Annotated in this window: 14 protein-coding genes; 11 read left to right on the top strand and 3 right to left on the bottom strand. The window is 41.6% G+C overall.

The window, feature by feature from the left end; translation table 11 throughout:
* Nucleotides 1-100 precede the first annotated feature (100 nt).
* Nucleotides 101-2,410, top strand: coding sequence for a glycogen/starch/alpha-glucan phosphorylase (locus tag BLS24_RS05710; RefSeq protein ID WP_176764348.1), 2,310 nt, complete (start codon nt 101-103; stop codon nt 2,408-2,410).
* A 793-nt stretch (nt 2,411-3,203) separates the two neighbouring features.
* Nucleotides 3,204-5,051 (top strand): sensor domain-containing diguanylate cyclase, encoded by a 1,848-nt coding sequence (locus tag BLS24_RS05705; protein ID WP_091757005.1) that lies wholly within the window; start codon nt 3,204-3,206, stop codon nt 5,049-5,051.
* 65 nt (nt 5,052-5,116) lie between these two features.
* On the opposite strand, the gene BLS24_RS05700 is transcribed toward BLS24_RS05705, so the two are convergent.
* Nucleotides 5,117-5,722, bottom strand: a complete 606-nt coding sequence (locus tag BLS24_RS05700) for a TetR/AcrR family transcriptional regulator (protein ID WP_091757003.1) — start codon at nt 5,720-5,722, stop codon at nt 5,117-5,119.
* Nucleotides 5,723-5,932: 210 nt separating this feature from the next.
* On the opposite strand from BLS24_RS05700, the gene BLS24_RS05695 reads away from it, so the two are divergent.
* The gene (locus BLS24_RS05695) at nt 5,933-8,047 is read left to right on the top strand and encodes an efflux RND transporter permease subunit (RefSeq protein WP_091757001.1); all 2,115 of its coding nucleotides are present in this window, start codon (nt 5,933-5,935) and stop codon (nt 8,045-8,047) included.
* Between the two features lie 50 nt (nt 8,048-8,097).
* Nucleotides 8,098-10,794 carry a hypothetical protein gene (locus BLS24_RS05690; RefSeq protein ID WP_091756999.1) on the top strand — a complete coding sequence of 899 codons (2,697 nt, stop codon included), beginning with the start codon at nt 8,098-8,100 and terminating at the stop codon, nt 10,792-10,794.
* 66 nt (nt 10,795-10,860) lie between these two features.
* On the opposite strand, the gene BLS24_RS05685 is transcribed toward BLS24_RS05690, so the two are convergent.
* Complete coding sequence (locus tag BLS24_RS05685) at nt 10,861-13,434, bottom strand: flagellin (protein WP_091756997.1); 2,574 nt, start codon at nt 13,432-13,434, stop codon at nt 10,861-10,863.
* 145 nt (nt 13,435-13,579) lie between these two features.
* Between BLS24_RS05685 and BLS24_RS05680 the strand changes: the two genes are divergently transcribed.
* From BLS24_RS05680 to BLS24_RS05650, 6 genes are all read left to right on the top strand, one after another.
* Nucleotides 13,580-14,605 (top strand): DUF2804 domain-containing protein, encoded by a 1,026-nt coding sequence (locus BLS24_RS05680; protein WP_091756995.1) that lies wholly within the window; start codon nt 13,580-13,582, stop codon nt 14,603-14,605.
* Between the two features lie 43 nt (nt 14,606-14,648).
* Nucleotides 14,649-16,055, top strand: coding sequence for an aldehyde dehydrogenase family protein (locus BLS24_RS05675; RefSeq protein ID WP_091756993.1), 1,407 nt, complete (start codon nt 14,649-14,651; stop codon nt 16,053-16,055).
* A 32-nt stretch (nt 16,056-16,087) separates the two neighbouring features.
* Nucleotides 16,088-17,203 (top strand): N-acetylglucosamine-6-phosphate deacetylase, encoded by a 1,116-nt coding sequence (gene nagA / locus BLS24_RS05670; RefSeq protein WP_091756989.1) that lies wholly within the window; start codon nt 16,088-16,090, stop codon nt 17,201-17,203.
* A gap of 32 nt (nt 17,204-17,235) precedes the next feature.
* On the top strand, nt 17,236-18,621 hold the full coding sequence (amrA, locus tag BLS24_RS05665) for an AmmeMemoRadiSam system protein A (protein WP_091756986.1): 1,386 nt from the start codon (nt 17,236-17,238) through the stop codon (nt 18,619-18,621).
* Between the two features lie 121 nt (nt 18,622-18,742).
* Complete coding sequence (amrS, locus tag BLS24_RS05660) at nt 18,743-19,603, top strand: AmmeMemoRadiSam system radical SAM enzyme (RefSeq protein WP_091756984.1); 861 nt, start codon at nt 18,743-18,745, stop codon at nt 19,601-19,603.
* Between the two features lie 388 nt (nt 19,604-19,991).
* The gene (locus tag BLS24_RS05650; RefSeq protein WP_091756980.1) at nt 19,992-20,786 is read left to right on the top strand and encodes a phosphorylase family protein; all 795 of its coding nucleotides are present in this window, start codon (nt 19,992-19,994) and stop codon (nt 20,784-20,786) included.
* Between the two features lie 109 nt (nt 20,787-20,895).
* Here the strand turns inward: BLS24_RS05650 and BLS24_RS05645 are convergent, their stop codons facing one another.
* Nucleotides 20,896-22,431 carry an alpha-amylase family glycosyl hydrolase gene (locus BLS24_RS05645; RefSeq protein WP_091756978.1) on the bottom strand — a complete coding sequence of 512 codons (1,536 nt, stop codon included), beginning with the start codon at nt 22,429-22,431 and terminating at the stop codon, nt 20,896-20,898.
* Nucleotides 22,432-22,575: 144 nt separating this feature from the next.
* Here BLS24_RS05645 and BLS24_RS05640 point away from each other — a divergent pair, with 144 nt between their 5' ends.
* Entirely contained in the window at nt 22,576-23,925 is a 1,350-nt protein-coding gene (locus BLS24_RS05640; protein WP_091756976.1) for a glycoside hydrolase family 53 protein, read from the top strand.
* The last annotated feature ends 4 nt before the right edge of the window (nt 23,926-23,929 follow it).

Genomic DNA, 23,929 nt, shown 5'->3' with positions numbered 1-23,929 from the left:
TGTGTTAAGCTTTTTTACAAGACAAAGAAAACGTTTTCCATAAAACAGAAATAAAATGAATTTGTAAATCATATATTGTCTTACGAGAGGAGAAAGAAAAATGTCCAAGCATACTAACATGCAGAGAGATGTACTTGTTCTTAATCTTGAGGAGCAGCTTGAAGAGATCGCTCAGGAGAGATATAGCAAGACTCTCAAAGAGTGCACAGATCAGGAAACATACTATGTGCTTCTTGAAATGACTTCCAGACTCATGGATGTTGCTGAAGTGTACAACGGAGAAAAGAAGGTTTACTACATTTCAATGGAGTTCCTCATTGGTAAGCTTCTTTCTAACAACCTTATCAACTTAAGAGTTTATGACCGCGTACAGGCTATTCTCGAAAAGAACGGCAAGTCACTTGCAGCCATCGAGGAGTGCGAGCCAGAGCCATCACTTGGTAACGGCGGACTTGGAAGACTTGCGGCATGCTTCCTTGATTCAATTGCAACCCTTGGCCTTGCTGGTGAAGGAATTGGACTTAACTATCACTTCGGACTTTTCAAGCAGGTATTCAAGGATCACCTTCAGAATGCTGAAAAGAATGACTGGATCGAGAAGCAGTCATGGCTTGAGAAGACAGATACAACTTTCGAAGTTTCTTTTGGCGACAAGAAGGTAGTTTCACGCCTTTACAATATGAGCATTGTTGGATACGACACAGGTGTTAACAAGCTTCGTCTCTTTGATATCGAGTCAGTTGATGAGAGCCTTGTTAAAAAAGGTATCGACTTTGATAAGACCAAGATCGACAAGAACCTTACTCTTTTCCTGTATCCAGATGATTCAGATGAAGCTGGAAACCTCCTTAGAATCTATCAGGAGTACTTCCTTGTTTCAAATGCAGCTCAGCTCATCTTAAGAGAGCAGAAGGAACGCCAGTATGACCTCCACGAGCTCCACAAGCACGCTGCAATTCAGATCAACGATACACACCCAACAATGATCATTCCTGAGCTTATCAGAATCCTTGTTGAGGAGAAGGCTTTCAACATCGATGAGGCTATCAACGTAGTTAGCAAGACTTGTGCTTATACCAACCACACAATCCTTGCTGAGGCTCTTGAGACATGGCCACTTGAGTATCTTGAGAAGGTAGTTCCACAGCTCGTTCCATATATCAAGGAGCTTGATAAGAGAGTTAGAGCAAAGTACAAGAACCCTAAGGTTCAGATCATCGACAAGGAAAAGAAAGTGCACATGGCATTTATCGATATCCACTACGGATACTCAATAAATGGTGTTGCTGCAATTCATACAGATATCCTCAAGGATAGCGAGCTTAATGATTTCTACAAGATCTATCCTGAGAAGTTCAACAACAAGACAAACGGTATCACATTCCGTAGATGGCTCCTTTCATGTAACCATCCACTTGCTGATTTCCTTTCACAGACAATCGGAGATGGCTTCAAGAAGGATGCTAACAAGCTTGAGAAACTTCTTGAGTATGCTGATGACCAGGCAGTTCTTGATCAGCTTGAGTCTATCAAGATGGGCAAGAAAAAAGAGCTTGCTGCTTACCTTAAAGAACACGAGAACGTAGAAGTTGATCCTGGTTCAATCTTTGATATTCAGGTTAAGAGACTTCACGAGTACAAGAGACAGCAGATGAATGCTCTTTACATCATTCACAAGTACCTTGAGATCAAGGGTGGCAAGAAGCCTACTAGACCTCTTACATTCATCTTTGGTGCTAAGGCTGCTCCAGCTTATGTTATTGCAAAAGATATCATTCACCTTATCCTTGTTCTTCAGGAGATCATCAACAATGATCCTGATGTTAATAAGTACATGAAGGTCATCATGGTTGAAAACTACAATGTAAGCTATGCTGAGAAGCTTATCCCAGCTTGTGATGTATCAGAGCAGATCTCTCTTGCATCAAAAGAGGCATCTGGAACAAGTAACATGAAGTTCATGCTTAACGGTGCTATCACTCTTGGAACAGATGATGGTGCAAACGTAGAGATTCACGAGCTTGTAGGTGATGACAACATTTATATCTTTGGTGTAAGTGCTGATGAAGTTATCAAGCACTACAAGAAGGCTGATTATGTTTCAAAGGATTATTACAAGAAGAGCCCAGTTATCAAGGAAGCTGTAGACTTTATCGTAAGTAAAGAGTGCCTTAAGGTTGGACACAAAGAGAATCTTGAGAGACTCTACAATGAGCTTCTTAACAAAGACTGGTTCATGACTCTTATTGATCTTGAGAGCTACATTGCCAAGAAAGATGAGATCTTTGCAGATTACGAGAACCGCGACAAGTGGAAGAAGATGATGCTTGTAAACATCGCAAAGGCTGGTTACTTCTCATCAGACAGAACTATCGCAGAATACAACAGAGACATCTGGCATCTTAATTGATAAGAGGACGCTGGAGGGGCATAATGCCTGATTTTTCGCTCCAGTAGTATTTTTTGCAGGATACATTTAAACATTCAAAAATCCCGGAATAATTAATTTCACGTTGTTCAAAGCGTAAATTATTCCGGGATTTTTTCATGTAATGTATCACTACAAAAAATAAATCGCTCAAAATCAGGAATTATGCCGCCTCTGGCTGTTCTGCATATGGAAAAAACATGATAAATGAAATGACATTTACGTTGAAAAACTATGAAGCTAATATATGGAGGTTGGCTTTCAGCCGAAAAACGCAGTTTTTCTTATTTTAGGCTAAAGCAAAATAAGAAGTGAGTGTTGAGATTTTTATAATTGTTAGCTGAAACAATGTAGACGGGTGTATTTCGGCTAAAGTAATTTAAACAATAAAAGGGAAGAATTTTACAATCTTTAGCCGAATGTGTATGTATGAAGTGATTTAGGTTAAGGAAGCTGAGGTGGGTTTGAGGATGAATAGCAAATTATAATGAAAAATATTAGCTGAAAAAATTATTCTGTTGGATTTAGGCTAAAAATATCAAATTTCTAAATGAATCCAAAGACATAGAAGAGAAAAAACTCACGAAATGTTGCATTATATTGCGGGGATAAGGAGAGAGTCGAAGCTTCCAAATTGTAGGTTATAGTTTGGGAAGTTTTTTTATATAAAATTTTAAGAATTACAGCGGCTTAAGGGGAACCAGACTCATGTTATAATGTTATTGGTTTATCGTTGTAATATTGTTGTATTTTGTTTGGGAGCAGAGACCAATCAATGTCATCAGAAACCCTCAAAAACAAAATGAAAAAGATTGCAACTAAGAGCCTTCTGGTTCTGGTTCTTTTAGGCTGTCTTACAGCAATGTTCGCGGTTCTTATTTTCTACAGGCTATATATTGTCTCCAAACAGAGTGTTATAAGTAACTGGAGCTACAATTCTGAGCAATTATCTCATAATGTTGATCATTATCTTAATACCCCTAAGGATGCCGTAATCTTCACAGCTCAAGGTGTTGAAGAAATGATGGCCTCTGGTCAGAGTAATGAGGAGATCCTTAAATACCTTGTGGCTGAGACAAAGGTTTATTCAAGCCTTATAGAGAGCAACAACACCGGAATATATGGCTATTGTAATGGTGAATATCTGGATGGTTCTGGATGGGATTTTCCAGAAGACTATGACGCAACAACTAGACCTTGGTATATTTCTGCGGTTGAGGCAGATGGAGACATAACTTTTGTTAAGCCATATATGAATATGCAGACAAATAAGTATATGATGTCCGTAAGTAAGCTCCTTTCAGATAAAAAGAGTGTTATATCCATGGACATTTTCCTTGATAGTATACAGGGTATAGAGGAGGAGATCAGTAAGGCAAAGCAGATCGATTTTTCTATGTTAGTAGATGAAAGTGGCATGATAGTTGCTCATTCTGACAGTGCAGAAGTTGGCAAAAACTATCTTGAAGAAGAGATGGAGTATACAGACCTTGTAAAAGAAGCTTTTTTGCAAGAAGAAGGTATGTTTATTACGGACATTGATGGGAAAAGTAAGCTTGTCTTTTGCGATAGGGTAAATAATGAGTGGTGCTCAATGATCATATTAGATCAAAGAGCTACCTTCAGAAATGCCAAGTATATCTACATGTCATCGGCCATAGCACTTATAGTCATTTTCCTTGCTTATTTTACAATAATCAATATTTATGATAGTAAGCAAAAAGAAGCAGGCCAGCTTCAAAGAGAGATAAGTGCCATAGGTGACATCTATACTTCTTTAAGCTTAGTTGATCTTGATAATCACACTATCAGAAAGCTCAGGGTCAGCGAGGTCTTGGATAAGGCCCTTGGCGGAAAGTATGAACTTCTTCTTGATCGTAATAGTGAATATATCAAAAAGCTTGTAGCAGAGCCTTTCCAGAATACCCTTATTGATTTTGCAGATCTTTCTACTCTTGAAGAGAGGTTAAAAGACATTAAGGCCATAACCTGCGAATTTGTCGATGTTCACGGCAGATGGCATCGAATGCAGTTCGTTGTGGCACAAAGAGATGAAGAAGGAAAGCTTCACCAGGTTTTGTGGGCCATAGAGTCTATAGATGAAGCTAAAAAGAGACAAGAACACTTTAAGAAGCTTGCAGAAACTGATGCCCTCACAGGAATCCTTAATCGAAGCGGTGGTGAGACCAGAGTTTATGAGGCATTAGGAAAAGATAAGATAGGAATGGTCCTCTTATTGGATGCAGATCACTTCAAATTTGTAAATGATACCTATGGTCATGACATGGGAGATCAGGTGATCATAGCTCTTGCAAGATGCCTTACAGAGACCTTTAGAGATTCTGACGTAGTATTTAGACTTGGCGGAGACGAATTTGCGGTATATGCAGAAGGTGTAGAAGATAAAGAGATTGGAAGACTGGTAGTAGAAAGATTGTTTAGGAATATTGATGATATCGATTTTCCAGAAATGGCTGATTGGAGACTGCAGGTAAGTATTGGCGCGGTATTTAGTAGTGCTACGAAGAAAGCTTCTTTTGGCGACTTATATCAAAAGGCAGACAAAGCCATGTATGAGAGCAAACAACACAAAGGCTCATATGTGACTTTCTATGAAGAATAGATACATAACTAAATATAATAAGAAAAGCTTCCTACATACTAATACTATAAGTAGGAAGCTCATTTTTATTTTGAAATAGTATATTGTCTGATTATGGATCTGACAGTTGCCTCTAAGTGTGGCTTTAGTTTGTCTAGAGAAACCGGGTCATTGTACATGATGGAGCTATAACCGGTAGAACCAACAAGCTCTATTATAAGGAAGAGCATGACCTCAGGATCTGAGAATTTAAATTCTGATTCCTCTACCATCTTTCTATATATCTCAGCAAAATCAACGTCTTCATTAGTCAGCGGAGAAATGAGAGCTTTTTTGAATACTGCCCAGGAAAGGTCTTTATATATGAATGCAAGTAGACCTTTGTTGGCTTCAAGCTCATCTAAAACGTGATTGACTAAAAAGACTATTCTATCTTCAAAATTATGGATATCTGACTCTTCTAGGGCTGTATAGGCCTGCATAAAGAGCTGACTGGATTTGTGAGCGATAAGTCTGTTTCTTATATCATACTTGTCCTTAAAGTACAGATAAAAAGTTCCTTTAGCAACTCCAGCTTTATTAACTATGTCTTGAATGGATGTCTTGTTAATACCCTGAGAAGTAAATAATTCAAAGGATGTATTAAGAAGATTTTCCATCTTCATTTTTTTATTTTCGGCTGCTTTTCCCATTGATACACCTCTTATTTATAACATACCACAGATTGTTTGACCGGTGAGAAAAAATTTTAATAAAAAATATTGACCAACGGTCAGAAAAGTGATATACCATATTTAGAAAATGACTAACGGTCATAAAATCGTTTCACGATTCATTATACGTTATTGAAAAAAATAATCAAGAAGCGTTTGAAACACTAGATTACACGAGGAGGAATGATTATGAACAAGCTTTCACATTTAATTGTAAAGCTAAGGTATGTTATACTGATTGCGGCAATAGCACTTCTTATTCCATCTGCAGCCGGATATTTTAACACCAGAGTTAATTACGATATCCTTACATACCTGCCAAAAGAAATTGAGACCATGCAGGGACAGGATATCCTGCTTGATCAGTTTGGCACCGGCTCTTTTGTCCTATATGTAGTTGAGGGCATGGAGGAAAAGGATGTTGCTAATCTTAAATCACAGATAGAAAATGTGGACCACGTTGCAGACGTTGTCTGGTACGACTCAGTAATGGACCTTTCAGTCCCAATGGAGATGCTTCCTACAGAGGTCTACGATGCATTCAATTCTGATGACTCCACAATGATGTTCATCATATTTGATGAAGGAACATCAGCGGACGACACAATGGATGCCATCGAGAACATCAGAAAGATCTCTAACAAGCAGTGCTTCATGAGTGGCATGAGCGCCATCGTAACAGACACCAAGAATATGGCAATGGCAGAGACTCCTATATATGTAGGAATCGCCGTACTTCTTGCAGTTATCGTTCTTTCACTTACAATGGATTCTTACCTTATACCGGTATTCTTCCTGTTAAGTATTGGAATGGCAATTGTTTACAACATGGGTACCAACGTCTTCAAGGGAGAGATTTCTTTCATAACCCAGTCACTGAGCGCGGTACTTCAGCTCGGCGTTACCTTGGACTATTCAATATTCCTGTGGCACAGCTATCAGGAAGAGCTCGATAAGAATGACAACAAAATGGATGCCATGGCAAATGCAATTTCAGCCACATTCCAGTCAGTTATCGGTAGCTCAATAACAACAGTTGCTGGTTTTGTAGCTCTTTGCTTCATGAGCTTCACACTTGGACTTGACCTTGGTGTTGTAATGGCTAAGGGCGTTGTCTTTGGTGTAGTTGGCTGCGTAACAATCCTTCCAAGTATGATCCTTATCTTTGATAACCTCATTGAGAAGACCAAGCACAAACCACTTATGCCAGAGTTCAACAGAATTCCTAAGTTTATAGCAAGGCATTACGGAATCTTCTTTGCAATATTCCTTGTGCTCCTGTTCCCAGCAATCTATGGTAACAACCACACAAGCGTTTATTACGACCTTACACAGACACTTCCTGACAAGCTTGAATCTGTACAGGGTGCCAACAAGGTTGATGAAGAGTTCGAAATGAACTCAGCATACATGCTTCTTGTAGACAAGAACCTTGATTCAGCTAGTATGAATCAGATGATAAAAGAGCTTAAGGACACAGATGGTATTCTTTCAGTCCTTAGCACAGATTCACTTATTGGACCTGCATTCCCAAGATCATTCATTCCAGATGACCTTTTATCAGATCTTGAGAGTGACGAATGGAAATTAGTTCTTTTGACAACAGATTACAAGATAGCTTCTGACGAGATCAACAATCAGATCGACACAGTCAATACTATCGTAAAGAGCTATGATCCAAAGGCTATGGTAGTTGGTGAAGCTCCTTGTACAAAGGACCTTATCAATATTACAAACCACGATTTCCAGGTAGTTAATACAGTTTCCATCGGACTTGTATTCCTTATCATTGCATTTGTACTTAAGTCCGTATCACTGCCATTCATCCTGGTTGCAGTTATAGAGTTTGCTATTTTTGTAAACATGGGACTTCCATTTTACACACATACAACAATACCTTTCATCTCATCAGTAGTTATCGGAACTATTCAGCTTGGTGCCACTGTTGACTATGCGATCCTTATGACAACAAGGTACCTAAGCGAGAGAAATGCAGGACATGACAAGAAAGAAGCTACACTCATAGCTCTTTCAACAAGCATGAAGTCAGTAGTAGTAAGTGCCCTTTCATTCTTTGCAGCAACATTCGGCGTTGGCCTTATTTCCAGCATCGATATGATCGGATCACTTTGTAACTTAATGGCCAGAGGCGCAATCATCAGTATGTTCACAGTTCTTTTGGTGCTCCCAGCTATGTACATGATCTTCGACAAGTTGATCATGAGAACAACATTTGGCATGAACGTAGATACAGACCACAGACCTCATCTTGGAGACAGATTACACAGACATAAAGCTGCCTAAAAAGTACTCGGCATAAAAAGCAGCTACATATAGATTAGGAGGAAAGAGAAATGATCAAGAAGAATTTGATGAAAACATTTTCAGTAATTATGGCCGCTATGATGGCAATGATGACAGTTGCCTGCGGAGCAAATACAGTATCTGATGACTCTGCACAGGCAGTTGTAGAAACTCAGGAAGAAAAAGATCTTGAAGAGAGCATGATGGCTAGCAGCGCGATTGCTTCTTCTGAGGGAGAGGCTGGCAAGGTCGAGACAGTATATGTTAAGGCTGATGCAAACGGCGCAGTAAACGACGTAGTAGTTAGCGAATGGCTCAAGAATTCAGATGCTTCTACAGAACTTACAGATGCAACAGACCTTAAGGACATCGTAAACGTTAAGGGTTCTGAGACATTCACAGATAACGGCGATGGAACACTTACATGGAATGCTAGCGGCGCTGATATCTACTATCAGGGAACAACAGACAAAGAGCTTCCTGTTAAGATGAAGATCACATATACTCTCAATGGAAAAGAGATCACTCCAGAGGAGCTTGCAGGTAAGAGCGGAAGAGTTACAATCCGTTTCGAGTATGAGAACACAGAAAAGCAGACAGTAGAAGTTGATGGCAAGCAGATCGAAGTTTACACACCATTTGCAATGGTTTCAGGCATGATGCTTGATTCAGATAAGTTCACAAACGTTGAGATCTCAAATGGTAAGGTTATCTCAGATGGCGGCAACTACATCGTTATGGGTGTTGCAGTTCCTGGACTTAAGGAAAGTCTTAACATCGATGAAGACAAGTGGGAAGAGCTTGATTCTGATGGAGAGCTTGAAAACAAGCTTTCAAACTACTTCGAAGTTACAGCTGATACATCAAACTTCGAGCTTGGTATGACAATCACAATGGCAAGCTCAGATATCCTTTCAGATTTCGGTCTTTCAGACCTTTCTGATTCATCCAAGATCGATGATCTCAAGGATGATATGGGAGAACTCAACGATGGTTCAACACAGCTCGTTGATGGTACACAGACACTCAAGAATGGTACTTCAGATCTTAAGGATGGTGCTTCACAGCTCTATGATGGAACAAAAGAGTTAAAAGATGGTACACAGAGCCTTTATGAAGGCGTTGTAAAATACACAGATGGTGTTAGCCAGGTAAATGAAGGCGCATCTAAGCTTGCACAGGGCGCAGCTACAGCAAAGGATGGTTCTGGTCAGCTTGTTAACGGTATGAAGGATGCAGACATTGTTGGTAACGCTCAGAAGCTTGCAGATGGTGCAAAGCAGGTAAGCGATGGTGTTAACGTACTTAGCGCAAAGCTTACAGGTATGTCAGACATGATGACCAAGCTTGATGAATATCAGACAATGCTTGGACAGATCCAGGCAGCTAAATCTTACCTTATGGGTTCAGGTTCTTGGAGCGCAGATACAGCAAAAGGATTCGGAATTATCTCTAATGGCCAGCTTACTGATCAGGCTAAAGTAGATATTATTATCCAGGGTGCAAGAGATACATCAAGTGGTGTAACAACTCTTACTGACGGCATTTCACAGCTTTATACTGGAATGACACAGCTTAATGGTAGAATGACTACATTGACAACTACTGTTAATACTCTTGCTAATAACAATGATAATGTCCTGGATTATGACTACGATGAACTTAATAGAGATGATGATACAAATCCAGATACAACACCAGATCCAAACCCAGCTCCAACAACAGATCCAAATCCTAATCCAGATCCAAACCCAAATCCAGATGGTGGCAATGGCGATGGTGATGACGACGATAACAACGGTGGAAACCCAGATGACCTTGATCTCTTCAATTCATTAAGACCTGGAAATGGTAATACTGATGTAACTGATGATGATGATGACGATGAAGAAGTTTCTACAGCAGATCTTCTTGGTACATCACTTATTGAGACTAATTCTGATGGAACAGTAACACTTACTCAGGCAGAGTACGATAATCTGCTTAAGCAGGTTAATGATAACGCTGAAAAGGCTGGAAAGTATGACTATCTCCATTCAGCACTTGTAGAACTTAACACAAGCGTATCAACAATGAGCTCAAAAGTTTCAACAATGAAGAAAAGCTCAGCTAATCTTACAGATGGTATGACAGCAGTTCAGAAATATAATCAGTTACTTGGTGCAGCACAGGCAGCAGAGTTAGTACTTACAAAGGCTTTAGGAAGTGCAAGTGCACTTGCTGGAACAGGTTCTTCATCAACTGGCGATTCAATGGCTGCTCTCAAACAGCTCTCAGATGGTGCTAAGCAGGTTGCAGATGGTAATGCAGCTCTTGCATCTGGCGTATCAACAATCTACAATGGAGCAGTTGCTCTTGATGAAGGTCTTGGACAGCTCAGCTCAGGTGCTTCAGAGCTTTCAAATGGAACAAGCACACTTGCTTCTAACAATAAAGAGCTTGTAGATGGAACCAAGAAGCTCAACGATGGCGCTGGTGAACTTAACAACGGTGTAAGCGAACTCAACGATGGCGCTATCAAGCTTGATGACGGTGTTCAGGAACTTCTTGATGGTATGACAAAGCTTGATGAGGAAGGTATCAAGAAGCTTTACGAAGCATTCGACGGAGACCTTTCAGAGTTCTCAGACAAGATGCAGGCAATCCAGATCGCTGGTGAGAACTACACAACATTCGGTGGTGCAAACGCAGACGAAGACAGCAGCGTTAAGTTCATCATCAAGACAGACAGCATTAAATCTCTTTAATCCTTATTCATGGAAATATAAGAACGCGGTAGCTTAGCTACCGCGTTTTTATTTGCTTATATTTATTTACTGAAGAAGTGTCATAACTCCTTGCTTGGTCTGATTAGCCTGGGCTAGTACCATTTGACCGGATTCCATAAGGAGGTTATGAGTTGATAGTCTTGATGATTCAGAAGCCATCTCAGTGTCACGAATTCTTGTTTCAGAAGCCTGAACGTTTTCTCTAGTGTTAGCTACGTTGTTGTAAGCGTGCTCTAGTCTATTCTGGTAACTTCCGAAGGTCGAGCGCTCTTTTGAAACAGCATCTAGTGCAGTCTTGGCCTGAGTAATAGCTGAAAGAGCTGCACCTGTAGTAAGGGTGTTAGTTCCTGAAAGGCCAATAACACCAAGATTCATAGGGCTCCACTGCATGATGACCTGCTGCACATCAGCTTCATTAGGAGAAGCCTGGATCACGATACCCTTTACAGGAGGAACAACGACTATATTGTTGAAATCGTGTTCACTTACTGCCTTACCTTTAGCCTGCGGAGCAAGCTCTCTGTAGGCACGACCATTGTAATTAAGGTTAATGGATACGCTACCAGTTGCAGCACTATCAAGGTTTGAATAACTGATATTGTGAGTAAAGGTAAAAGCGCTGGCATCAGTGTAGTTTTCATCCATATATTGCTGGGTGTGACTTAAAGTATTACCTCCATTTGAAAGGTAAACATTGCTGGTTGAACTGTGACCTGAGTCAGCGGAAGTGTTACTATTAAATGCTTCATTAAAGCTGGTTCCTGCAGCAGTAAGGTCTGCCACTTCTTCAGCAGTAAGGGCAGTAGCGTTTGTATATTCATATTCTGTATTTGTTCTGGTAAAGGTGGTTACAGTATCTTTATCATATCTAAGTCTTACAGTTTCAGCAGCGGTCTGTTGCATAGTACTGCTTCCAAGAGATCCTGAATACTGCACCTCATAATCCTTGGTCCAGCGATACTTGTCATCGGTACGCATGTTAAGATTTGTTACAGTTGTAGCCTGAGTGTATTTGTAGTAGGTATCAGTAGCTGCGTCATGATAGTAATAATCAGCATAAGTGGTATTACTAGATGATGAAGTAGCACGAGTTGAGGACGAAATAGGCGAGCTGTGATCAGTTTCTGAACCGTCAACATAGGTTTTTGTCCATGTGATATTTCCTGTCATGGCAGCAGCACCATCAAAGTTTCTGCCATATTCCTTCTGCATGAGAAAAGAGTCTTTTCCATTAGCAGCAATATTGGGATTATAAATAGAAACAGATGAACCGTCACTTGGTGAGTTTGAAAAATAACCGCTATTATGTATCTCACCATCAAGCTTTGTGTTATCCATAGCCTCTATAACTTGAGACTGGCTGGATACGTCTGCAAGCTGGAAGTCAAAGCCCACAGCTAGCGAAGAGTCAGGACTATCGTAGCGGTAGACTGCCTCTGTATCAAAAGTAGTATCGGATTGTCCATTAGAATCGTTGTCGATACCCCAGTCTACGATAGGATAGTTTGTATTGTGGGTATCAGATTCAAGGTGCGGGCCTTGGTGACTAAAACTGCTCCATGGAGTTACGCTTGTGGAGGTGCCTGTAGTAGTATTGGTGACAGAGATACCTGTTGTATTGGCACTTATTACGTAGTCATCCATGAAAGTGTTCTTGTTGCTGTTAGTTGCATATACCTTATTGCTACTTGGATAGCTAACAACGTCCCTTGGCGTTTTGCCTGAAACGGAGGTTGTCCAGTACATTGGCTCTAAAAGACCTTCACCGCGGATTCCCTTTATGATATCGCTTCTGTCATCACCTTCTTCCACGTCAAAAGAGATTTCCATACCGTGGAATTTAAAGCTATAGGTTCCAGCCGCTACCAGGCCGCCAATACCCATATCTGCCCAGGTAGATGCAAGGACATCATTTACATATATGCCGGTTTCATCTGCATTCCAGTTGTAGATTCTCTGTACTTTCTCAAGGGTATCGCCTTTGTTTAGCTTTAGATGAACATTTTCACCATCCCATAGCTTAAACTCAGCGTCTATATCTGATTTTGCTACGCCTGATGAATCAAGATCCAGGCCCTTAGCAGTTAACTCTGAAATGTTATATCTTACGTTGTTGAATTCAAGACCGCCAAGAACACCTTCGCTGCTGTAAAAGAGCTGCATATCATAAGGCTCAGGATCTCCACCAACTGAAGGAATATAAGGCGTATTAAAGATAGGAATCTCGTTGAAGGTAGCAACATGGAAAATACGATCAATCTCATTTTTTATCTGTTGTACCTCAGAATCGATATAAGAACGGTCTTGATCAGTCAAAGTGTCGTTGGCACCTTTGACAGCAAGTTCGTTAATTCTCTGGATCATGTCATGGACTTCATTAAGATAACCGTCAGCAACCTGGCACAGACTTATGCCATCCTGAATATTGTCCATGTTCTGGGTAAGACCTCTTATCTCGCGGCGCATTTTCTCACTGATAGCAAGCCCTGCAGCGTCGTCTGCTGCACGGTTGATACGGTATCCAGAAGAAAGCTTTTCTGTTGATTTCTTTCTGGTATCTGTATTTATTTTTATCTGGCGCTGCGCGGAAATTGCGGCAATGTTGTGCTGGATTACCATATTTTTACCCATCAAAAATAAACATTAAGTTGCATATAGTTTATCGTCATTTTTTGCCCAAGAAATAATAACTTTTTATGAATTTATATTATAATAAATAGGAAACATGAAAATACTTGATCTGTGCGCCTATGGGGGTGTTAATATGCCTAGAAATCACGAAGTTATTAGTTCTCATGCACTTTTGGATGGTCGGGGGGAATTAAAAGAGCCTGGCTGGTCAAGATCTCTTTTGCAAGTATATGACAGAAACAAGATCAAGGCGCCAAAGTGGCGTATCAAGGAGTGGGACTACTATCTTGTCCTTTCAGAAAAGTTCGCAGGAGCCTTCACAATCTCAGATGATGGCTATATTGGCCTTCAGTCCGTATCTCTTTTGGAATTCGGAGATGATCCACATGAACATACAGAAAGCGTTATAAATCTGCTACCTATGGGCAAATTGGGACTGCCATCAAGCTCAGCTAGCGGTGTGACAGCCTATGCTGATGACAGGCTTCAGATGCGCTTTGAAGCCCTTAATGGCAAGCGCCACATTGTCTGCCATTTTGACAGATTTAATGGGGAAAAGAGCTTTGACTGCGATATAGTCTTGGAGCAACCACCTATGGATTCTATGGTCATCGCAACTCCATGGGACAAAAAGCATGCATTTTACTATAACCAGAAGATCAACTGCATGAGAGCCTCAGGCTACATGGAGTATGATGGTAAAAAATATGAGTTTGATCCAAAGACTGATTTTGGAACTCTGGATTGGGGCCGAGGTGTCTGGACCTACGATAATACCTGGCATTGGGGATCAGGTAACTGCGATATAAATGGCAAGCCTTTTGGCTTTAATATAGGTTATGGCTTTGGTAATACCACTGCATCAACGGAAAATGTGATATTCTATGACGGAAAGGTCCATAAATTGGATGATGTCACCTTCCATATTCCTGCAAATTCATATATGGAGCCATGGAAGTTCACTTCATCTGATGGAAGATTTGAAATGGACTTTGTGCCTGTGCTTGATAGAGCGGCATGCCTTGATTTTAAGGTGATAGTATCTGATCAGCATCAGGTATTTGGCAGGATGAGCGGAACTGCAATACTTGACGATGGTACCAAGATAGAGATAAAGGATGTTATGTGTTTTGCAGAGAAGGTTCACAATAGATATTGATAACTTATGTTATTGTAAAAAATCAGTAAATACGGGAAAAGATATGTACAACAAGGAAGATATTGAGGAAATAGTTAATGTTCAAAGGGAATTCTTTTTAAAGGGAGAGACCTTAGATGTTAACTTTAGAATTGAGCAGCTTAGAAAACTTAAGGCGGCTGTAATCGCTAATGAAAAAGATCTTGAAAAGGCTCTAGCTGATGATCTTGGAAGGGCTCCGCTTGAAGCGTATTTTTGCGACATTGGAAGCCTTATCTTGGAGCTTAATGAGACAATTAGAGGTCTTAAACGTTGGGCAAGACCTGAGACGCATTTTAGCGGTATTCACTGCTTTCCAAGTATTGTGACTAAAGTTTACAAGATGCCTTACGGCGTTTCGCTTATAATAAGTCCCTTTAACTTCCCGGTTTTATTATCCCTTGGAGTTTTGACAGCGTCTCTTGCAGGCGGTAACACAGCTGTGATAAAGACAAGCTCCAAGTCAGTTCACTGTACTGAGGTAGTTAAGAGGATTGTGGCGGAGACATTTCCGCCAGAATACGTAACTGTCATAGATGGTGGACACGATGTTGCTGATATGTGCCTTCAGCAGCGCTTTGACAAGATCTTTTACACAGGATCTCCCAAGGTTGGCGTCCATGTACTAGAAGAAGCAGCTAGGAACCTTACATCTACAGCTCTTGAGCTTGGGGGCGAAACTGGAAACTGGGCAATAGTTAGGAAGGACGCTGATATTAAGGATGCGGCAAGGAAGATTGCCTTTTTCAAGATACTTAATAGCGGCCAGATCTGCATTAACGTCAATCAGGTGGCTGTGGCTGAGGAAATTAGTGAAGAGTTTGTAAAAGAGCTTAAAAATGCCTTTAATACTCAGATTGGCGACAATCCTACTGTTAATTCAGAGTATCCGCATCTGATAAATGAAGGTGCTTACAAGAAATGTGCTGATACAGCGGATAAATATAGAGATAGGATTGTTCTTGGGGGATTCGGAGACGAGGTGTCGCTTCGCTATGCGCCAACTGTCATATTCCCTGTGGATAAGGACGAAGAGATCGTTCAAAGAGAACTCTTTTGCCCGCTTCTTCCTGTGGTTACCTACAAGGATGCAGAGATTGACGGCCTTCTTGATGCTATTTCAAGAAGAGAAAAGGGCCTTTCGTTATATCTTTTCACTAGGGATATTAAATGGGCCAAGAAAACTATGCAGCGCATGCAGTTTGGCGGAGGTTGTATCAACGAAGTATGCCTTCATATGATGGTTAAAGGCGTGCCATTTAATGGTGTTGGTCATTCCGGAATGGGCGCATATCATGGAAAATGGGGATTCATGGAGTTTACCCATCCTCAGACTGTGCTCATTGGTTCAAATAAGTTTAACCTGTCTATGAGAGAGCACCCCTATAGCGCTGGCTTAAAGGGTAAGCTTATCAGACTATTTGAAAAATAAAGAGAAAAGCGGAGCAATAGGAGTTTTTAGTAATGATAGTTAAAAATGGTTTGGTTTTTGTGGATAACACAAGATTTCTGAAGAAAAATGTGGAAATTAAGGATGGACTTTTTACTAGGATTGTAGATGAAGATATAGCTGGGAAAGAGGTTATCGATGCCTCTGGATGCTACGTCATTCCTGGACTTGTGGATGTGCACCTACATGCTGCTGTTGGACATGACTTCTGCGATGAGGATGACAAGGGACTTACAGAGATTCTTAAGTATGAGCTTAAGAGCGGAATCACAAGCCTTTGTCCTACATCTATGACCTTCCCTGAGGATAAGCTCTCTAGAGTTTTTGAAACTATTGCAGGTCACAAGGGTGCTTCTGATGAAGCTGATATCATCGGTATCAACATGGAGGGACCTTTCATCGCTGAGAAAAAGAAGGGTGCTCAGAAGGCTGATTATATCAGAAATCCAGATGTAGACATGTTTTTAAGACTTCAGGACAAAGCAAAGGGACTTATAAAGCTCTGCGATATTGCTCCTGAAAATCCTGGAGGAATGGAGTTTATAAAGGCTCTTAAAGACAAGGTTGTTATATCCATTGCCCACACTGACGCAGATTATGAGACTGCCATGGAAGCCTTCCAAAATGGCGCTTGGCATGTAACTCATTTATATAATGCTATGAACGGCTTTACCCACAGGGCTCCTGGAGTTGTGGGAGCAGTTAGTGACTGTGAAAACGTGTACGCTGAGCTTATCTGCGACGGCGTTCATATAAATCCTGCTTCTGTAAGGGCAACCTTCAAGATGCTTGGTGACGACAGGATCGTTCTTATCAGCGATTCGATGATGGCAGCAGGCCTTGATGATGGCCAGTACGAGCTGGGAGGCCAGGAGGTCTTTGTACATGGTAACAAGGCAACTTTGGCTGATGGCACTATCGCTGGTTCAGTTACTAACCTTATGAACTGCATGAAGACTGTAGTAAAAGAGATGAATATACCGCTGGAAACAGCTGTTAAGTGCGCTACTATAAATCCAGCCAGGTCTATTGGCGTAGAGGACAAGGTTGGTAGCATTGAAGTTGGCAAGAAGGGTGATCTTGTAATACTTGATAAGGATCTTGAGATCGTTAGGGTTATCAAGTCCTGAGATTATATTTGGGGAATTGTTTGGAGGTAGATATGCCGATACTAGGAGCGTTTATGGTGCCGCATCCGCCACTTATCGTGCCGGAAGTAGGAAAGGGCGGAGAAGCGCAGATTGCTGAAACTACAAGTTCATATGAGAGAGTTGCCGAGGCTATTGCTGAGCTTGCCCCAGAGACAATAGTCATAACAAGCCCTCACGCTACTATGTATGCGGACTATTTCCATATTTCACCTGGAAATGCGGCCACAGGCTCTTTTGCTAGATTTGGAGCCGGAGGCGTCAGATTCCTTGAGGAATACGACATGCCTTTGGTAAAAGAGATATGCAAGATTGCAGACAGCTTCTCTTTTCCCGCAGGAACAGATGGTGAGATAGATAGAGACCTTGACCACGGAACCATGGTGCCTCTGTGGTTTATTAGGAAAAAGTATAAGGGCGGCAAGATCGTGCGCATAGGCCTTTCTGGACTTCCATTGACGGACCATTATAGGCTGGGACAGATCATCAAGGATGCCGCAGACAAGACTGGCAGAAAGGTCGTTGTGGTGGCAAGCGGAGACCTTTCACACAAGCTAAAAGACTATGGTCCATATGGATATGCTCCCGAGGGACCAGTCTATGACCAGAAGATCATGGATGTGTGCGGAAGAGGGGCTTTTGGAGAACTATTTGACTTTGATGAGTCTTTTTGTGAGAAGGCAGCAGAGTGCGGCCACAGGTCTTTTGTCATAATGGCAGGAACCCTGGACGGAGTAAAGGTAAGTGCTAAGAGATTATCTCACCAGGATGTTACAGGCGTAGGCTATGGAATCTGCATGTTCTACCCTGTGGAGCCAGACAAAAAGAGGCGTTTTCTTGATTCTTTTTTTAAGAGAAAGGAAGAGGAAGTGGAACAGAGTAGGAAAAAGGCAGATCCTTATGTGAAACTCGCAATAAAGTCTCTTGAAAGCTATATCCTAAGGCGTGAAGTCATCTCTATTCCAGACGACCTTCCAGAAGAACTGCTTACAAGAAAGGCTGGAGCCTTCGTTTCAATTCATGAACACGGAAAGCTTCGCGGATGCATTGGAACCATCGGACCTACTCAGGATAATCTGGCTCTTGAGATCATCAATAACGCTATCAGCGCGTCCACAAGAGACCCTAGATTTAGACCTATTACAGCTGATGAGCTGGGCTTTTTGGAAGTTAACGTTGATGTTTTGTCTGAACCTGAATATATCACTTCAATCGATCAGCTTGATGTTAAGCGCTACGGCGTTATCGTATCAAGTGGCAGGAAGAGAGGACTTCTTTTACCTGACCTTGATGGCGTAGATACTATCGAAGAGCAGATCGCAATTGCAATGCAAAAGGGCGGAATCACCGAGGACGAGGAGGTTCAGCTCCAGAGATTCGAAGTTATAAGGCATGTATGAGTCCGAAATGGACCTAGGGGACGGGGTTAGTGGTCCATTTTTGGAATGAACATAGGTATCGCAGGTTGTTGATGAGCCCTAGGGAGGTCGGTTAGAGCTCATTTTTTGGGGGAAGTGTGATATGGCTAAGTGCGGAGTATGTTACAGGCAGTGCGAAATTGCAGAAGATGGTAGAGGCTTTTGCGGAGTTAGAGGCTGTATAAATGGTACCATAAGGCCCCTTAACTACGGCAAGATCACCAGCATAGCTCTTGATCCTATAGAAAAGAAGCCGCTTTCCATGTATATGCCTGGAAGCCTGATTCTATCTGTGGGTAGCTATGGCTGTAACCTTAGATGCCCATTTTGCCAGAACTACGACATCTCCTGGTCGGATTATGCCTACAAGCTTGAGGACGACGCAAAATTCATGTCTCCAGAAGAGCTTGCCGGCATGGCACGCATGTACAAAAATCAAGGCAACATCGGAGTTGCCTTTACTTATAATGAGCCACTTATTGGCTATGAATATGTCCGCGATACCGCAAGGCTCGTTCATGACCGAGGTATGAAAAACGTCCTTGTTACCAATGGTATGGCTAGTCTTGATGTTCTAAATGAGCTTATTCCCTACATTGACGCTATGAATATTGATCTAAAGAGCTTTACTGACTACTTCTATGACGAGCTCATCCTCGGAAACCGCAAGATGGTCATGAACTTTATCAAAGAAGCTGTAAAGCACTGCCACGTGGAGCTTACAACGCTCATCATTCCTAGGGAGAACGATACCGTCCGTGAGATGGAGCTTCTTTCTTCCTGGATAGCATCTCTTGAGGATGTCTACGGTGGCAAGTCCGGCAAGGACATTCCGCTTCATATATCGCGATTTTTCCCTAGATTTAACATGACTGATAGAGAGCCAACTTCTGTTGACCTAGTCTATAAGCTTGCTGACGTGGCAAGAAAAGAGCTTACGAACGTGTTTACTGGGAATTGCTAAAAATGAGCCTCAGGGAGGTCGGTTGTGGCTCATTTTTGATGCTTGGGACGGCTGCTTGTGGCTTTTGGCCCGAGCTAGCCATGCGAGAATTACTGATTTTACCTGCATTTGCTGGATATTGGCGATTGCAGGTATTATTTTGAGCTCTTTTACAGGATTAATCGGGATTCTATTACCTGAATCTACGCTGAGATTAAGTTTGCAGGTATATAATTGCGCTTCAAAGCATTCTTGAATAAGAAATTCATTACCTGCAACGAGAGAAAAATAAAACATGCAGGTAATACGCAATTGACCGCATGAAGCATGAAAAATTTGATTGCTAAATAGTTGCGCGACAATTATACTAACAAATAACTATTTTCAGATAAGACATGAAGGAGAGAGTATGAAAGAAAAGCTAAAGAAAATATTAGACACATGCCATAAATATAATTCTGAGCACATGATGCTTGAAACTTTTGGACTCAGAGAAGACATCATGTATGATGCTCTTGTTGTTGCACCTAGCTTTACTCCTTATAAGCTTCACATGGATGCATATTGTAAAGTGACTACCTTGAGGGAATCTGCTTATCTTGGTGGATATCTTGTAGAAAAGGATAATCTAAAGATTGCGTGGATCAAGACGGCATCTTCTGCTAGCAATCTTATTGATCATCTTACGCTCAGTGCCGAGCTATCATTCAAAAAAGTTATTTTCATTGGAGCAGTTGGGGCGCTTAAAGAGGACTTCCATGTAGGAGATGTGTGTACTCCGTCCTATTCTATATCAGGAAGCTATGCGGATTCATTTTTGATAAAAGAATCAATTCGAGATAATATGCTATTTTCAAAAGTATACCCTGACAAGAACTTTATAGATGAGGTAATTGGTCTTGGAAAGAAGCGTGGCTATGATATTCGTAGCGGAAGTGTGTTCTGTACACCATCTATTGCGCTTGAATACGTGCATTTGGATGAAATACGTTCTTTTGATACAGACCTTATTGAAATGGAAACAAGCTCTTTTTATCTTGTTGCAGACCTATTAGAAGTGCCTGCTGTAGCGCTTCTTGTTGTTTCTGACAATTCTGCAACGGGAGTAGCACTTGTTGGTAGGACTGATGAGGAACAAGAACAGTATGACAAGGGCAGAAATGTAGTGCTGCCAGATATGATTCTTGCAGTTGCAGGAATGTGAAATATTTAAAAAGAAAAAGATTAATAAAAATTCCCCTGCGATTACAACACATTGCAGGGGAAAATACTATTTTTGAAAATGAGCCACAAACCCCGTCCCTATGGCACATTTATTTTATTACAACAAATGTCTGAGCATCCATCTTAAGCTCATCATCTTCAAAAGACACATCACCAATCTTGTGGATGATCTCGCCTTTTACAGGAAGCTTAAGTGATACAGCCTTATTTGAAGGATTGATTCCCACGATCAATTCCCCTCTCTTAAATACAAATGGAAACTGATTTTTCTGAGCAAATACAACTTCAAATGAGCCATCTGCCTGAAGGTCTGTATATTCATGGCGAAGAGCGATAAGTCTTTTAACCTCTGATAAAAGAGATGTCTCGTCAGATAGCTGAGCCTCAACAGTTGGAGCATCTGAGCTCTTATCCTGTGGGAGATAGAGCTTATCTTCAGAAGCATCTGAGAAGCCGTAGTTCTTGGAACTATCCCACTGCATAGGTGTTCTGGTGCCGGTTCTAGTGTAGCCACCCTCCTTAGTAGGAATATCAAGGTACTTCATACCAATCTCATCACCGTAGTAGATAAATGGAACACCAGGAAGTGTCAAAAACATAGCATGTGCTATTTTAAGTTCTGCAGGAGAAAGAGTTCTTGCAGGTCTTGGTGTGTCGTGGTTGCAGGTAATGAAGCTGATGTAACCGTCATCCTTGGTATCATTGTACTTTGGAAGATAGTCGTTCAAGAAGCGCATGATGTCGCCCTGACCGTCTTTCTTGAGGAAGCTGTGGTCACCACCCTCTGTCTCATAGTCGCGAAGAAGAGTGTTGTAGCCATTTCCCTGATGATCAAGATAAAAGTCTGAGTGGAAGCCGTTTTTAAGAGCCTGCCAAGGATTTGACCACTCTGAAATAATGGCTGCTTCTGGATATTCCTTATCAAGCATCTCTCTGATGTTTCTCCAGATCTTGCCAGTAGCTGACTTGTTCTCATCATCCTCTTTTACCAGAGAATCAGCCATATCCACGCGGAAACCGTCGCATCCGTGGTCAAGCCAGAATCTCATGATGTCCTTCATGGCTTCTCTAGTGGCAATACATGCTGGATGATCAGGTGGAAGCTGCCATTCTTCACTCCTATTAAGGAAACCGTAGTTAAGAGCAGGCTGGCACTTAAAGAAATTAAGCATGTAGCAGCCGTCTCTGTCAGCCTCACCGCCAACATATGGGTGACCAGCTATTCCGTGGAACCAGCATTTAGTCCATACATAGCGGTCTGTATATTCATTTTCCTCAGCTTTTTTGCTCTCTTGGAACCATTCATGTTCCTCTGAAGTGTGACCTGGAACAAGGTCAAGGAGCACGTGAATGCCCTTTTTGTGAGCAACCTCAAAGAGCCTGTACGCGTCTTCGTTGGTTCCATAGCGCTCTGCAACCTTCTTGTAATCCCTAACATCGTAGCCACCGTCCTTGAAAGGAGAGTCGTAGATAGGATTGATCCAAAGGGCATTGCAGCCAAGCTCCTTTACATAATCGAGCTTTTCGATGATACCTTGAATATCGCCGATACCATCGCCATTTGTATCTTTGAATGATTGAGGATAAATCTCGTAGAATACTGCATCTTTTAACCAGTTAGGCATAATTGTCCTCCCAAATACATTAAGTGCGGAATTTCTGCTATAATTGTGTTAAAAGAAATTCCGGTAACGTTTCCATTATAGAATATTACAGATGTTAGCAAAAATCAATCTATATTAAAATAGTGCTAAAAGGGGAATTACATCATGAGAAAAACTAGCAGAAGACTCACTATTAGGGCGGTATCAGCCATACTTGCGGGAATACTGGCGATTACGGCTTGCGGAAGTGCAGGAAATAGTGCAGGTTCAGAGCAAACAGAATGTACCGATGAGAGCAAACAAGAGGCAACAGACTCACTTGATACACAGCAGGAAGCCTCAAGCACCGCTTCATCCACTGAGCCTCAAGAACCCACCCACCTCCTTATCCCCCAGGACTTCATAATGGGCATGGATGCCTCATCAGTTCTAGCCGAGGATTATAGCAACGTGGCTTATTATAACTTTGACGGCATTTTATGTGACGTTTTTTATGTTCTTGCAGATGCAGGAATCAACTACATCCGAATTCGCGTATGGAACGACCCTTACGACGAGAACGGCAATGGCTACGGCGGAGGCAATAACGACGTTGAGACAGCTATAGCCCTTGGTAAAAGAGCTACTGCCGCAGGAATGAAGGTTTGCATAGATTTCCACTATTCAGACTTCTGGGCTGATCCTAAGAGACAGCACGCACCAAAGGCTTGGGAAGGGAAAAGCGTAGATGAAAAGTGCGACCTGCTGGCTGAATTTACTGAGGATGCTCTTAGCAGAATGCTTGATGAAGGCATAGATATAGGAATGGTGCAGGTTGGCAATGAGATCAACTACGGAATGAGTGGTGAGACTAATATAAGAGACGTATTAAAGCTTCTTGATTCTGGCTGCAACGCCGTTCGCGGTGTGTCTGAAAAATATGACCAAGATATCAAGATAGCCATTCACTATACAAATATCCAGAAAAAAGGCGAAGTTGATAACCTTGTTCACAATCTGGTGGAGGCAAACATCGACTTTGACGCTATAGGTCTTTCTTACTATCCTTTCTGGGACGGCTCTTTTGACAACATGAAATCTATGGTGTCCGCGATCCAGAAGCGCCACGGCAAAGAAGTATTTATTGCAGAAACTTCCTATCCATACACTTTGGAGGATGGTGATGGCTTCCCTAATTCTGTTTCTAGTTCAAAAGACCTGATGGAAGGCTATCCAGCTACTGTTGAAGGACAGAAAAATATGATAGCGGACGTTATTCAAAATGCAAACGATGCAGGAGCTTTTGGCGTCTTTTACTGGGAAGGAACCTGGATTCCTGTAGGAAGTGACAGAGCAAGTAATGAAGAAATATGGGAAAAGCATGGAAGCGGCTGGGCATCTAGCTATTCAAAAGATTATGATCCAGAAGATGCCGGCCTTTATTACGGAGGCTGCTCCTGGGATAATCAGGCCCTGTTTGACTTTAAGGGCGATCCCCTTGATTCACTTAAGGTATTTGGGGAACTAAAAAAGTGATAAA

This window comes from Butyrivibrio sp. INlla18 (assembly GCF_900103635.1).
Taxonomy (GTDB): Bacteria; Bacillota; Clostridia; order Lachnospirales; family Lachnospiraceae; genus Butyrivibrio.
Note: the sequence above shows the minus strand (reverse complement) of the source record. Positions and strands in the feature narration are given on the sequence as shown.